Source organism: Novipirellula caenicola (assembly GCF_039545035.1).
Classification (GTDB): Bacteria; Planctomycetota; Planctomycetia; order Pirellulales; family Pirellulaceae; genus Novipirellula; species Novipirellula caenicola.
In genome coordinates this window covers 59196-74855 of sequence record NZ_BAABRO010000022.1, presented here as the reverse complement: position 1 = coordinate 74855, position 15660 = coordinate 59196, and the positions used below count along the sequence as shown (strand labels likewise).

7 protein-coding genes are annotated in these 15660 nt (G+C 55.8%); 4 read left to right on the top strand and 3 right to left on the bottom strand.

What is annotated here, in order from left to right:
- Positions 1-161 precede the first annotated feature (161 nt).
- Positions 162-1739 carry an alkaline phosphatase D family protein gene (locus tag ABEA92_RS27235; protein ID WP_345688283.1) on the bottom strand — a complete coding sequence of 526 codons (1578 nt, stop codon included), beginning with the start codon at positions 1737-1739 and terminating at the stop codon, positions 162-164.
- Positions 1740-3195: 1456 nt separating this feature from the next.
- Between ABEA92_RS27235 and ABEA92_RS27230 the strand changes: the two genes are divergently transcribed.
- The gene (locus tag ABEA92_RS27230; RefSeq protein ID WP_052031703.1) at positions 3196-3630 is read left to right on the top strand and encodes an AP2/ERF family transcription factor; all 435 of its coding nucleotides are present in this window, start codon (positions 3196-3198) and stop codon (positions 3628-3630) included.
- 552 nt (positions 3631-4182) lie between these two features.
- The gene (locus ABEA92_RS27225) at positions 4183-5382 is read left to right on the top strand and encodes a type III polyketide synthase (protein WP_345688281.1); all 1200 of its coding nucleotides are present in this window, start codon (positions 4183-4185) and stop codon (positions 5380-5382) included.
- 714 nt (positions 5383-6096) lie between these two features.
- On the opposite strand, the gene ABEA92_RS27220 is transcribed toward ABEA92_RS27225, so the two are convergent.
- Both ABEA92_RS27220 and ABEA92_RS27215 read right to left on the bottom strand, forming a co-directional pair.
- Positions 6097-7416, bottom strand: a complete 1320-nt coding sequence (locus ABEA92_RS27220; RefSeq protein ID WP_345688279.1) for a serine/threonine protein kinase — start codon at positions 7414-7416, stop codon at positions 6097-6099.
- Between the two features lie 49 nt (positions 7417-7465).
- On the bottom strand, positions 7466-10360 hold the full coding sequence (locus ABEA92_RS27215; protein WP_345688277.1) for a hypothetical protein: 2895 nt from the start codon (positions 10358-10360) through the stop codon (positions 7466-7468).
- Positions 10361-11450: 1090 nt separating this feature from the next.
- Here ABEA92_RS27215 and pilM point away from each other — a divergent pair.
- Positions 11451-13607: a type IV pilus assembly protein PilM gene (pilM, locus tag ABEA92_RS27210; protein WP_345688275.1), complete on the top strand. Its 2157-nt coding sequence runs from the start codon at positions 11451-11453 to the stop codon at positions 13605-13607.
- Positions 13608-13683: 76 nt separating this feature from the next.
- On the top strand, positions 13684-15444 hold the full coding sequence (locus ABEA92_RS27205) for a hypothetical protein (protein ID WP_345688274.1): 1761 nt from the start codon (positions 13684-13686) through the stop codon (positions 15442-15444).
- Positions 15445-15660: the final 216 nt, after the last annotated feature.

Sequence of the window (15660 nt, the reverse complement as noted above, 5' to 3'; positions counted from 1 at the left end):
ACGTCAGCCACCCATTTCAGAATCCTCAGCCGGAACCTCGCGATCGAGGTTCCGGCAGTCAAAAACACGGCAGCAGTGCCATCGAAAATGCAAACAGTGCTACCGCCTGTGCTTAGGACGTTCCGTTGGTACCGCTCCATTGGGAACTCTAAATGTCGGAACTATACCTGGACGGCACCGGGTTTGCCGTTTTCGATCACGAACGACGCCTTGGTCTCGATGGGAGACCCAGGTTTGTCGACGAACGGGGTGGTGCGGAAGTGAGACGTCCACGACTGCGGAGTGATTTCGCAGGAGACATAGCCGCGGTTGGAATTGTACCAACGCACGAAGTCGTTTTGTGCGGCAGCGCGTTCATACTCGGGAATCACATTGCCGCCGTTACCGCCGGACGTCATCGCGGTGCCAACCAATTCGGTCCCCACCAATGGCGAGTTGGGATCTTGGAAATCAAGCTGCAGATCGTTGACCCAATTGACGTGGATATCACCGGTCAACACGACGGGATTGGAGATTGATTTCTCGTGAAAGAAGTTTAACAACCGACGACGGCTAACTTCGTAACCAGGCCACTGGTCCATGCTGTAGCGGCGGTCGTCGCCTTCACCTCGATTCAGCGGCGCCATCATCACCTGTTGGGCAAGCACATTCCAAGTCGAGGGTGATTCTTGCAAACGTTGCATCAGCCAATTTTCTTGTTGACTTCCGAGCATGGTCGCATTTTGGTCGAACACTTTGCCGGTCATTGGTTTTTGATGATCGCCGTTAGGTTGATCGGTGCGGTATTGCCTCGTGTCGAGCACGTGGAAATTGGCCAACCGTCCATATTGGCAACCACGATACAGCTTCATGTTCGGTCCTTGCGGAAACGAACTTCGCCGCAGCGGCATGAATTCGTAATAGGCTTGATAGGCCGCAGCACGTCGCGCCAAGAAGGCTTCCGGCGAGACGCCGTCCTGTTCCGAGACAAGGTTCGCGTAGTTGTTGTCAAATTCGTGGTCGTCCCAGGTCACGATCCAAGGAAACAACCGATGCGTTTCTTGTAGCGTTTGGTCGAGTCGATACTGCGAATAGCGAGTTCGATAGTCGTCCAGCGTTTCGATCTCACCGCCAATGTGTTTACGAGGACGCTTGTCCGCTCCGGCGTACTCGTAAATATAGTCGCCGAGATGAACCACCAAATCCAGATCCTCACGCTGCATGTGGGGATAGCCGTTGAAATAACCGGTTTCGTAGTGTTGGCACGAGGTGAACGCGAAACGAACGCGGTCGGGCATCGCATCGGCAGCGGGTGCAGTGCGTGTACGACCGACGGGGCTGGTTTCGTTGCCAGCGTGGAAGCGATAGAAGTACCAGTGGTAAGGTTTCAGCCCGTCGACCTCGACGTGCACCGAGTGTCCGAGATCGGGCGTTGCGACGGCATCCCCGTGACGCACGACATGGGAAAACGATTCATTGGTCGCCACTTCCCAACGCGTCCGCACCGATTTGTGTTGCATTCCGCCTTGTTCAAGCGGGTTCACTGCCAATCGGGTCCAAATGACCACACCGTCCGGTAAGGGATCACCCGAGGCAACGCCTAGCGTAAACGGGTTGCCGTCAAAATGCGGCTTCTCGGTCACTTCGGCTTGCGCGCGTAGGGCCAGCGTTGGAATCGCCGAGACGGTCGCCATATATCGCATGAAGTCGCGGCGTTGGATTCCATAGCGACGTTGCTTCGAATTGGCTGTGTAGGACATGGGCAAAGACTCTTGCAAAGAGGGTAGGTGGGGAGCGTCAGAGGGAAGCTTTGCGGCTTGGAAGAACGGGGAAAAATATCGACACCCAAACGATGACGATTGACTCCCGTTCTCCGGGGACACGTATTATAGAAGCCTGGATGTGGCAAAGGTTGCTGCCGCAGCGGTTGCAGCTCGTGCAATGATAAGAAACGCCGCCGAAGCAACAACAACCGTCTGAGCCCTGGGCAACCAGCGTGGGGGGCACCGATTATGCAGCTTGATCCGTCGTTACGACTTGAACGTCACCTCCGACCAGCATCAACGCGGCGGAGGTTGAGCTTGTTGATAAGACATTGGGGCACCGCATTTTCCTAGAAATCGCAGCCTGCGGCGCGACCACTCATCGATGGATGATCGGGCAAACGCGACGAGAGCCCCGGAAAGAGGGGCAGCCATCGACCTGTTCTCCATCACACCGAGTCTTCACACAACCTTGTTGCACTATTCACGCGATAGGATCGATAGGATCCCGGCTGAGCAGCGTCAAAAAACACGGGATCACGCCTCAGTGGCAACCGGACTCAATCGGGTTGAATTTGTTTGCCAACCCGGACGACGTGTGACGCGAGATTTTCAAACGCATTGAATCCCGACACACGGATCCCCCGACACAACCTATAGCAGCGAGTTAGAATTGCAGCGAGATTCATCGGCGGTGAGGACGCGTTCAATGACGCCCCCCAACCGCAGGCGGACTATTTCATCGGACCCGCCCTAACCAACGGGCTGCGAGAATCATGAGAGCCCGCCAGAATCATGGGTGTCACCATTTTGATGTCGATTTTTTCCCACCCCGGCTGCTTCCGTCTCATCGACTCCGATCCCAGGTCCGGTTGTGGCTTCTACAGGGGTGTGACATATCGATGCAACATTCTTGAAGCGTGTGATCCAATGCAATAGATTGAGTGCGTCAGGGGTAACACCGTGCCAAGCTCCGCTGTCCCCTTTCGGATTTACGAAGGCACGGTGACACGCATCTTGATGCAGCGGTGTCGCGAGTGAGTGGCAACGGTTTGGAACCAGTTCATCGAGCCGAGCGAAGCAGCGACAATGCGAATGGCTGAAACGACCGCGAGAAATTTCAGCAGCGTTGTCGCTTCACCGAGCGAGGCCGGACGCCGGATGGATTCATTTGAAAAGGTCCAGATGAAGCGCCGGAGCGGACCTCAGAGGCGTCGGGTTGAAAAAATCGAGAGGTCGTCGATCAAGTCGATTGTCACTTTGCATCACGTTTGAAATCCCCAACCAGGGGTAGAAAACGCTCTCCGATGTAAGCTATCGCAATTTTTTTGCGTAATTTTTGCGCCAAGATAGTGTACATCATAGTGAACGTCTCTGGCAACTTGTTTTTGGCGTCTACAATTGATCCCATCAGTTGGACACCCGTTTTTACTCGTAATGTAGTTGAACATCGATGAGTGCGAATCGAAACATCACACGGATTGACCGTGACAGTTCTGGGGGCTTCCTTGTTCGTTTGATGCGCAAGGGAAAGAAGCACACCAAGTTTTTTGCAGACAACGAATATGGTGGAAAACGCAAGGCTCAAGCCGCTGCGAAAAAATTCCGCGATGAGTTGGAAAGCAAGTTGAAGGGCTACACGCCACAACAATTGTCAAAGATTGTTCGCTCGAACAACACCTCTGGCGTCGTTGGGGTTCGGCTTGTCGAAGAGGTCGATTCACGTTGGCCGTCCAAGCCTACCTACCAATATTGGGTTGCTCAGTGGAGCCCAAGTAAGGGTGTACGAAAGACGCAGCGTTTCTCGGTTGAAAAGTACGGCCATGACGAAGCCTATAAGCTTGCCGTCAAGGCTCGTGCCAAGGGCGTCGCGAGCATGAAATCGTAAGTGATTCCGGCATCGATAGTCGCTGTGAAAGTATTAAACTTTAAAGCGTCAAACTCGTTGCTGTCGCGAAAACACGATCGACTGTTACCACGGTTATCCACCGCCATGCTTTTGTGGGGCATCTAAGCCTGGTTTAGGCGGACAGTTCGATCCTCGTTCCGCGCTCGATATCCATTGCAAAAACACGGTGTGCTAGCCGTCCGATGGGCGGTTAGCGCCTACCGCTTTCTGGTGCGTCCATCTTGACCGCGACAATCTCAGGCGGGTCGAGGATGCACAATTAGCCCTTACTACGGGCTCGTTTTCCCCATTTCAGCCACCGTTTTGCCCAGAAATCCCGTTTGCCATTATGCAGATTCGCTCTGCTATGGATAATGGAGTGTTCACCGAGGGTGAAACGGAGAGCAGCGGAGTCGCTCTGACGCTGCTGCGTTTCTTGTCGATTTGCCTGCGAAAATCTCGCGAGGCGTCCCTCATTTGCCAGTCTGTAATCATATTGAACATGACTGAGCCAATCCGATTGCAGCATCTAGCCCCTAGGAATGCACGAGTATGAAGATCCATGGTATGGGAACCGCTCTACCGAGTCTTTCCGTAACCCAAGAAGTCTCCGCCGAGATTGCCAACGGAATTTGTTGTGAGAACGACCAACAGCGACGTCTGTTATCGACGTTGTATCGTCGAACGGGGGTCAAATCCCGTCACAGCGTGCTGCTCGAATCGGACGCCGAATCGTCGCACAACGGTTCCGCAGTCTCCTCGGCTCCGCTCAGTGCAGAAACCGACGAAGTTGGCGGAGCGCAAGTGGCGGAAATGGAGCCCGGGGGCTCGACCACGCTGATGGAGCGAGCGAACCAATCGTTTTATTGGCCGGCCAACAATGCAACGGATCGCGGCCCCACGACGGCACAACGATTGGTCGCCTACCGTGACCATGGCGAAGGGTTGGCGATTGAGGCGTGTCAACAGGCGTTTGCCGATTGCGACGTTTCTCCGGACGAGATCACGCATCTGGTGACGATTTCCTGCACCGGATTTCACGCCCCGGGGGTCGATATCGCATTGATTCGGCAACTTGGGTTGCCCGCAACCGTGTCGCGGACCAACGTGGGATTTATGGGATGCCACGGGGCGATGAACGGACTGCGCGCGGCCAAGGCCTATGCCGACGCTGACCCCAATGCGCGGGTGTTGGTTGTCGCAGTTGAGCTGTGCAGTTTGCATCAACAATATGGCTGGGAGCCTCAGCGGATCGTTTCGAATTCGCTGTTCGCCGACGGCGCCGCCGCGGTGATTGGATCGGGCGCGGACAAGAACAGTGACGCCGACCGAGTCACGTTGACCAGCAGTTATTCGGCAATCATCCCCGACACCGAAGAGATGATGTCATGGGCGATTGGGGACAACGGTTTCGAGATGTACTTGTCGGCCGAAGTGCCCGACGTGATTCGCCGCGCAACACGCGAGCCACTCGAAAAATGGCTGAACCAGTCCGGCTTGTCCTTGTCAGAGATTCAATCCTGGGCCATTCATCCTGGCGGTCCACGCATTTTAGATGCGTGCGCCGAATCGCTTTCGCTCAGCGATGACGACTTGCTCGCCTCGCGAAGCGTATTGAGCCGTTGTGGAAACATGTCGTCGCCGACGGTTTTGTTTGTGCTGAACGAGTTGCTCAGCAGCGGCCAAAAGCCTCCGACGTTGATGCTTGGTTTCGGCCCTGGCTTGGCAATGGAAGCGGCGCTGTTTCAGTAGGCGTTTCGATCTTATCGGGATGGTGCCAGTTGAAGGTAGTCGTACGACGGACTTCCTAGTCCGTTGTAAACACGATTGACGGACTAGGAAGTCCATCATACACCCGTTGCCGCAGGAAACTTCACTGAATCAACAAGCCGTCAACGGCTTTCGTTTGATCGACGTATGCCGGTCGAAACTCTTGACGAGTTCCGCTACGTGACGCGTTCCCCACCGCACGAAACGCTTGAAGGCTTGTTGATTTACTGAGCCGCGACGCGTCAGCGGCCGGGTCCCACGCAAGACCCGGTGCCTCACGGCCCACGGCTCACCGTTGCGATTTGCATTTGGATTAAATTAACGAAACTCTTGACGAGTTCCGCTACGCGACGCATGCCCCACCGCTCGAAACGCTTGGCGGCTTGTTGATTTACTGAGCCGCGACGCATCAGCGGCCGGGTCCCACGCAAGACCCGGTGCCTCACGGCCCACGGCTCACCGTTGTGATTTGCATTTGGATTAAATCAACGAAACTCTTGACGAGTTCCGCTACGTGACGCATGCCCCACCGCTCGAAACGCTTGACGGCTTGTTGATTTACTGAGCCGCGACGCGTCAGCGGCCGGGTCCCACGCAAGACCCGGTGCCTCACGGCCCACGGCTCACCGTTGCAATTTGCATTTGGATTAAATCGACGAAACTCTTGACGAGTTCCGCTACGAGATTGTGGTTTGATTAGAACTGTTCGCGGAGTACAAATCCGATGATCGCGCCGATCAATACGCTGATCGGCACGGCGATCGCAAGCGTCAACAACACGGTGACCAGCGGGCTGTCGCGTCGGCTGGGCTCGGGGATCGCCGAGGAGATGTACGGCATCGGATGCGGCGAGGACGAGTGCGAATTGCCTTCGGATTGACTGAGCGGTTCGGAGGGAGTGAAGTCGTTGACGTCCCGCGAATTGGAAGGTTCTTTGGGCGGCGGAGGCGGAGTCCATGCGCGCCGATCCAGCGGGCGGCTGACAAACTCGAGAGCTTGGTTGGCCCAAGGTTCAAGCCGTTCGACGACTGCGTTTGCCGAAGGGATTCGATTGGCAGGATCCTTTTCCATCATGTCCGCAATCACATCGACAAAGTCTTCGGACAAATCGGGTGCGAATTTGCGAGGATGCCAAGGCGTTTGTTCACAGTGACGGCGACACTTCTCGCGTGCATTGCCTCCGGGGAAGGGCACCTTTCCAGCGACGACGTAATACAGCGTGCAGCCGAGCGAATAGATGTCGCTGAGCGGTCCCACCTCGGCCGGGTTGCGAATCTGTTCGGGCGACAGGTAATCGGCTGTCCCCACGATCTTGCCGGCGCGTGGATCATCCTCGCTTGTCGAAAAACTGTAGGCCGCCAACCCGATATCGGACACTTTCGCGTGGCCATCGGGGGTGACCAAGATGTTGCCTGGTTTGACATCGCGGTGGACCAGCCCCATGTCGTGCGCGTATTGCAGTCCCATCGCCGCTTGCGAAATCACTAACGCGGCGTGCTCCATCGTCAATGGCCCATTGCTGCGTACCAAGCGGCGTAGGTCAGCACCGGGAACATATTCAGTCACCAAATAGTCGACTTTGCCGTCATGCCCGGCATCAAAGGCCCGTACCACGTAGGGAGAGTCGAGACCGGCTTGGAGCCGAATTTCTCGCATGAAGGAAACACGCGCTTCGGGCGTCAATTTGTCCAACGGCAGCGTCTTCACCGCGCATTGGCGTCCCATCACGCTATGCACCGCCTTGTAAACTTGCCCCATCCCGCCTTGCCCGATCCAATCGGTGATCAGGTAAGGACCAAGGTTAAATTTGGTACGTCCGGCCCGCATTTGCCGTGCTTGATATTCGGTGATCAAGCCGATTTGGATCAGCTCGGTCGCCATCGCATCATCGTCTGCGGTGCCGCCGTTTTCCAACAGCGATTGCGCGACGCGATTCCATTTCTTCAGCGACACAAGTCCGCTTCGGATCGCAGCCTCTTTGAAATCGAGGATCGGCTTGGAATCACGAGTAGCCATCGAAAGCAAGGCTTCCTATCGGGGGACGGCGCGGTTATGTCTGCGGCGGTTATGCATCAAATTGAACCAAGACATCGACCACTTCGTGTCCTGCCAACGTCAGCTTGATTCGATCTTCACTGAACTCAACTCGTGGTGATTCGCGATGTTCTTGCAAATAATCCGCGAGCCCGTCGGCGTCGAGAGATCCACGTTGGTTCAATCGTACCGCGGCCGTCACGTTGCGGCAAAAACGGACCGTGGTGTTGCATGTTTGAGACCGTGTTTGAATCAATCGCACGACCGCCATGAATTTGCCGTCGCGGTCCAACATGCAATCCAAATTAGCAACCAACACGGTGTTCGGAGCAGCATGGATCAACCAACCTCGCGAGCCATCCGATGAAACCGATTCCACCGTCGCTTGCAGCGGTTCGCTCGCGACACTGCGAGCGGCCAACACGGGGCTAGGCAGATCAAAACCATAGTGCAACGTGAATTGACGCTGCGTTTCGCCTTGAACTTGCAACAGCGTATCCAAGAATCGATCGCCAACACGGCGGTGATACGCCAAACCGGCCGAGGCAACCAAGGTTTGCCGATCGCTTTCGTCCATCAACACTCCTAACGGCGCGACAATACGGCGACTTGAAGTACGATGCATTTTGTCACGCAAGATCATGCGATATGAAACCGCTTCATTGGCGACCGCACAGCGAGCAGCGATATATTGATTCCATGGATTTCCTTCGAGCTTTCCAAGCACGTCGATCTTGCCCTGGACGTCCAGCATGCGGTTGCCGCGGGTGACTTGGTAATCCAATTCGAACGCCCCAATCTTTGCTCCATTTGCATTGGCCAGATAACCGGTGGTACGAATCACACCTCGCTCTGCCTTGGCGACGATCGTTTTCATCTGGTCGCAGATCATCTGGGTCTCGTTCTCGGACGACTTCTTCTTGGACGTCCCCTCGACTCCGACCAATCGCATCGAAAATCGATTGCCACGCGATTGGCCGCTGTAGCCGCCTTTGACCCCACCGGTTTGCGGATCGATCGCGACTTCGATAAACGCGTTCTGCAGCATGCCATCGACCGCACACAGTTTCCCGGTTCCAGAAACGACATCGCGAAGACGCTGGCCAATCGATCGACCACGCGAACCACCGCCGGCATCGTTGCGAGCCACCGAGAAACCAAAGGCCGGCACATCGACCGTGACCATTGATTGTTTTCCGCTGCCGGTCGCGGCGTAGATGTGGTCCTCTTTGATGGGCGTCCCATTGATCGCCACGGTGTGACGAACCGGGCACGGCGTAGGATTGATCAAGCAAACGTTCCCAGCGTGGGAGCTCAGCTTCAGCCCGATCGACGCCAGCATCGCTTGTTCACACGGCGAGACCGAGTCGCCCGATTGGTTTGGGCTGCTCGATTGGTTTGACCCGCTCGATGGTTTTCCCGAGGCCAGCGCGATCATCGCTTGCAGATTGGCTTGGTTCTGCTTTGCGATCGACTTCTGGGCTTGCTGGACCATCGAGGAAATCGCATTGGAATCTCCGCCGGTGACTTGCGAGACCAACGCGTTATCGGCACCGCTAGTCGCCGCGCCGCTTGGATCGTGGTGATAGGGTTGCTCGCCGCTGCGAAAGTATTCGCCCAGCGTCCAAAATCGTCCCAGCACTAAACTCCACGACGCAACCCGACGAACATCACGATAGCTGTCGCTTTCGTAGCCGGGCCAATGGACCAACAACCCGGTTGCGATTTCGCCGCTGTCAATCGCCTCGCCCAAGCGAGGACCGAGTGCCAAGAAAGCCGATTCACCCGACGCATCGATCGGTTTCGCGGTCAACGCATGGATCTCAACGCCTCCGCTGTTTCGCACCACTTTGGCTTCGTCACCAAACCCGCTGCCGTTTTCGAAATCGACCGAGATCATGCCATCGACGCCGAGCGACGCGATCACCTTGGTCATATCGGTGGGAGTGGTGCCGGAAAAACGCGCGTAAACCGGAGGCCGCAGTCCGATCTGGGTTGCCGTTTGTTCGTAGGCCTGGGTGATCGCGTTTTCGGTGTCGGAATAAGTCATCGCGTCCAGGCTGACGTCGCCTCCGAGCCCACCGCCCGCCCAGCCCCACCGGTCACCTCGAAGCAGATCGACAAGCCGGTCACGATCCTCCTTTGGCGATGCAGCGACGGCTGCTGCCATCGGCGCATCGATCAGCACATTGCGGGGAGTGGCCAGCACGTTGCTTGAATCGGCAGCGGACTCGGCCACGTCGCTCGGCCCGGCGTCAACCTCGGTGCTTAGGTGCTGGAAAAACGAGGGGAGCGTCGACTTGGAAATCAGCGTCAAATCGACAAGGTGCGGATCGGACGAGAAATAGTGGTCACGTTCTTCGGCCAAGGCATCGAAACAATCGTGCATCGCTGCAACACATCGATCAGCATCGTCTGCCACGAACGCTTCGGCTGCGGTGACCAATTTGTTTTGGAAATGAATCTCGTCCAAATTGCTGGTGTACCGCAGTCGCCGCGTCATGACTTGGATTTGCAGCATCGCATACCCCAGCGCAAAGAAGTCTTCGGCTTGGACGGTCCGCTCTGCAGAACGCAGCGTGCGTGTCGATGTCGACAACCCCAACGCATCAAGCATCTCGCGACGATCCGCCCCGGTGATCCACTGAATCGCTTCGTTACTGCGGCAGTTGGCTTCGAAATCAGATGGCAGTTCCGGCACACTTAACGTAGGAACGATGATCACGCGGGGGCCATGATCAAATTCCGGCGGGCTATCAGCGCGGTACCAGGTCGGGGTCTGCTGTGATGCCGCAACAAGCTCGGGGTGCCACAGCACGGTCCATGCGGCCAGCAAACTGCGTGCATCCTCGTCGCCCGCATGCTTGGGAAAATCCTCTAACGTCGATACGGGGATCAAAATACAGCACTCGTCGATGCTCGCCATAACAGACTAAATTTTAGGGGAAAGGAAGGAGGGTCGTACTTGAAACAATCCAGCTATCTTATTCACTTCGTCGCAAATCTCTTGGATCGAATCTCACAAGTTGGGAGACGGTCGCGAGCGAGCTGCTGCCCGAGCGATCCACCCCGTGCGGGGACCGCCTGTCCGATTGCTGGTCGGAATCATCGTTCGTCGTTTGGGTCTATTCTTGCCGGAACGGCCGAGTTGCGACACCGAGCCAGTTGAATTTCTTGCCGATGACTGCTCCGCCAACGCCCCTACGACCATACCGATTGGTTCGGTCATCAAAATCCGCCCCAGCGTCCGCATCGATACCACGGGCATGAAAGGCCGCAGGAGTGTCTTTCCTCGCGGAGCGGCGCGAGCCTAATGCCATTGACTTTGGTACTAGCCGGGTGGTTTCTTAGCGGAGCAGCGCGAGCCGCTCGTTAAATTTGAAACGTTTTACTCGCTGCAACCGGACGGCTCACGCCGTGCCGCTACGAAAGCAGAGGGAATGGGACGCGAGCTGCCCGATTGGAACCAAAGTGGGGGGATTCGTGTGCGGAGCGCGCGGGACGTCGAATGGCAACCTCGTTAGAATGGACGAGTGAATCGAGTGCGAGTTAAGAGTTCGCCGGAGCCTCACTACGGGAGGAACGTTTGGAAGACTTTTGACGTATTTTCTTGATGTATTGAAAATTCATGCGGCATTTCCGCTACGCTATCGATTCCTGGTGTGTCAACGTTCTCGAACCGAACGTTTGGGCAGCAAAGTTCGACGAATCGATCGCGGAACGCCAAAACAGCATTCCTAACCGGTCTACACCGCCAAACAAACCGCAGAAAACGTGCTGAAACACAGTGCAATACGGTCCGCCAGTCTTTACAATACAGTCAAAATGACTCCGCTGATGGTCTTGGATGATCCGTCGGCAAAGCGTTGGCGCCCCATTGCGCCCTGCGAATTCGCCGTGTTGTGGCTCACTCGAGTTTTGCTGCTCAAACGGTACAACCGCGGACATCGCTACTTTTCCTGCTCATCTATTCGTTGACAACAATTCTCTCTGACGCAATCCACGAGAAAGATTAAATGGCTTCTAGCTCCGGTGTATGGGGAATCGAAATCGGCCAGTCGGCGCTCAAAGCGCTGCGTTGTTCGATCGTCGATGACGAAGTGGTCGCTGATGCGTTTGACTTTATCGAATACCCAAAAATCCTTAGCCAACCCGAAGCGGTGCCTGAGGAATTGGTAGCCGACGCGATCAATCAATTGCTTGATCGCAACGACGGCTTCAACGAAAAAGTCGTGATCAGCGTGCCCGGGCAAACCGGTTTGGCCAAATTTTTCAAGCCACCGCCGGTCGAGCTGAAAAAGGTCGCCGACATCGTTCGCTACGAAGCACGTCAACAGATCCCGTTTGATCTAGCCGACGTCGTTTGGGATCACCAGATGATGCCGGGCAGTTTGATCGAAGAAGGTTATGCGTTGGAGAGCGAAGTCGGCTTGTTCGCGATGAAACGCGACCAAGTTTACCGCCAACTGCAACCGTTCGTCGAAGCCGACATCGAGGTCGACCAGATCCAGCTTGCTCCGCTGGCACTGTACAACATGATCGCGTTTGACCGTTTGCACGAGCGGTTAGCCAACGAAGCGTTTGACGTCGACAATCCGCCCGATTCGCTTGTGCTGCTGTCGATCGGTACCGATTCGAGTGATTTGATCATCACCAACGGTTTCCGAATTTGGCAGCGTAGTATGCCCATTGGCGGTAACCACTTTACCCGTCAATTGACCAAGGATTTGAAGCTCACCTTTGCCAAGGCCGAGCATCTGAAACGCAACGCTCGCGAAGCGGTCGATCCGAAATTGATCTTCCAAACGATGCGTCCGGTGTTCAACGACTTGGTCACCGAAGTCCAGCGGTCGATCGGATTTTTCCGCAGCATCGACAAACAAGCCAACGTGACCGGCATGGTGGTCGCGGGTAACACGGTCAAAATGCCGGGTTTGGCAGCTTATTTGAGCAAGAACCTTGGATTCGAAGTCGATACGCTTGATCGCTTCAATCGCTTGACCGGCGACGATGTCTTGTCAATTCCGACGTTCCGCGACAACGCGCCGACGTTCGCGGTGTGTTACGGATTGTGTCTGCAAGGACTCGAACTTTCTCAAGTCCACGCGTCGTTGGTGCCGCAAGAGATCCTGACCGAACGGATGATTCGGGCCAAGAAACCTTGGACCCTAGCTGCGTTGGCGGCGTTGTTGTTGGGCATGATCGGTCACTATTTCTTGCTTGAAAAGAATTGGGAAGTGACGCACCCGGACCTCTGGGACGGTGCTCAATCGGTCGTCCAACAGATGTCCAGCTATTCAAACGAGCATAAGACCGAAGATCAAAAGCTCGAGGCGAAGCTGACGTTCTTAAACGCGCTGGGCAAGGAGGTGTCGGGGAACTCAGAACGACGTTTGGTGTGGCTTGAGCTGATGCGAGTGATCAACGGCATGATTCCTCGCGAAGATTTTCCAAATGGCGTGATGCCGGACCCCAAAGAACGCAAACCGTACGAAGACCGCAAGGCGTTGCACATCACGCAAGTCGAAACGAAACACTTGGAAGACTTGTCGGTGTGGTACACCGACGCTGTTAAACAGCGATACAAGGAAGAGCTGCTCAGTATCCGTAAAAACATCGGCCGCGAGGTCGACCTCGAAGAACTCAATGCGTTGCCAGGACCGACGGGCCCAGGTTGGGTGATTCAGTTAACGGGATACCACTACTACAACAGTCCGAAACGGATGGGTCATGAAGGTAGCAACCATGTCCGCAACAATTTGACGGTCAACTTCTTGGACAAAACGTTCAAATTGCCTGACGAAGAGGGCAACATGATCGAGTTCACTCCCCAAGAATATGGATTGTCGTATCCGATCTTGCTACGCGACGACAAACCAACGCAGATCCAGGTTCCCAACCCGCTTTACGATCAAGAAGAAGTCTTTAAGGCACAAACGGCGATTGCTGAGCGCAATTTCCCCGAGGGCAAAACGCTTGACGATCTCGAAGAGATCATCAGCCGACCTCCGACGCTGACCGTGCTTCGACTTGATTTTGATTTCCAGGTGCTTTGGCAACCCACGATGTTGTCGGATCGAATCGAAGCGAAACGATTGGCCGAAGAAGAGGCCAAAGCCGCCGAGGAAGCCGCAGCGGGCACGGATGACTCGGTTGCCATGAACGCCCAGTAGTCCTGTCATCCATTCGCCCAAGTGGCGATACCACTAAATCAACCACCGTTCCGAAAACAAAACGTTAGAGTTTCTCATGGGACAACTAAAAGAACAACTTGCCGTCGTGATGCGATACGGATTCTGGATCGGAGTCGGTTTCGTCACGATCACATCGATCGCGGTGTGGTATTTGTCGACGTCAAGTCTGCAGGCGGAAATGGATTCCCAGCAGTCCAAGATCAAAAGTTCGTTTGCATCGGTCACCAGTTTGCAAGGCGAGATCGATACTCATCCCAACGCCAAGTCGCACGAAAAGATGCAGGCGTTGATCGAGAAACGCGAAGACGAAGTGCTTCAAGCTTGGACCGAAATGTACGCTCGCCAGCGAGGTCTGTTGACTTGGCCGCAAGAGTTGCAGCAAGACTTTGTTGACGAGTTCAAGGATTTGATTCCGATTGAGCGGTATATCCCTTTTCCGGCCGAGGATCTTGAAAAAGAAGCGACGTTGTTGAATCGATACCGTTATTACATCGGTTTGATTTTGCCCGAGATCGCTACGATTGCCCGCGCCGAGTGGAATGCTCAGTTTGACCCGACGTTCAGTCCGACGCTCGATGATTCCTCCGGGATGCGCAACCTGTTGAAGCCGCGGATCAATGTCTCGGGCACCAAAAACGAACCGCTGGTTCAATGGAGCGCAGGCAGCCAGCAACAACTGCTTACCGATTTGTTTCCATGGCGTGGCACACGTCCATCGACGTTGCAAGTTTATTACTCGCAAGAAAACGTGTGGATTTTGAAGCAGATGCTAAAAATCATCGACACGGTCAATATCGACGCCAAGGAAGCATTTGAAGCCAAGATCCGTGAAATCAAAACCATCAAAATTGGCCGCTCGGTCAATGTGAACCCTGGGTCGATCAAGCAAGTCTCCGCGCAAAGTGCCGGCATGGGCATGGACGGGATGGGGATGGACGGCATGGGCATGGATGGCATGGGAAGCGACATGGGCATGGGGATGGACGGCATGGGAGGCATGGGTATGGACGGAATGGGCGGCATGGGAGAGATCACCGACCCAGGTGACAATCGCTATGTCGGTACCGATTATGTGCCCATCACCGGCGCGGCGCTTCGTTCGGCACTCGATAGTGATTCACCCGCGGATGTGAATTTGGCGGTGGCCAAACGCGTTCCCGTGATGATGTCGGTGCGAATGGACCAACGTGCTGTTCCGGAATTGATTGCCGCTTGCGGAAACGCGGCATTGATGATTGAAGTCAAACAAGTACGTCTGCTGCCCGCCGGCGCCTCGACCGCCAGCAGCGCGGGTGATGGCGGTGACATGGGGATGGGAATGGACATGGGCATGGACGGCGGCGGAGGATTCGGTGCCCCAAGCGGAGGCGGATTTGGTGGTGACGAAGGCATGGGAATGGGCATGGGCATGGACGGCATGGGCGGCGGAGCGCCGATGATGGACCAGGGAACCTCCGAGAACCCTTACGATATCGATGTTGAGGTCTATGGATTGATCTCGATTTACAATCCTCCGGACAAGAGCAAATTGGGGGTCGATCAGGTCGACCAGGAAACCGTGGTCGAAGGATTGGTGGGCGACAAACCTGCTAGTTCGACCGAGAATCTGCCTTCGCCTGCAGGCGCCCCGGCAACCCCGCCGGCTGCCGCACCGGCACCGGCACCGGGCACGACCCCATCTGCAGAAGAACCGGCCGCGCCAGGCACCACACCGCCGGCTCCGGTCGCACCGGCACCGGCGGACACGGTGCCGCCACCGGCAGCGGACCCCAACGCGGCAGCGACAACCAACCTCGCCGCACCGCCACCGGCATAGAACGTCCCCAGCGACCTCGCTTGATTGCCGCCCGAGCTAACGAGAGCCCCGAGCTAACGAGAGCCCGGGCCAATCCAAAGCGGAGCCAAATTCAAGCTGGGCCAATCCGAAGCTGGGGGGCCAATCGGACATCAAACGAAGAACTGCCCCTGCAAAAGTGGGCTCGATGAAAAAAACAACGCCGTCGTGCCTGGAAAATGGCCTTTGGCGTTGTAA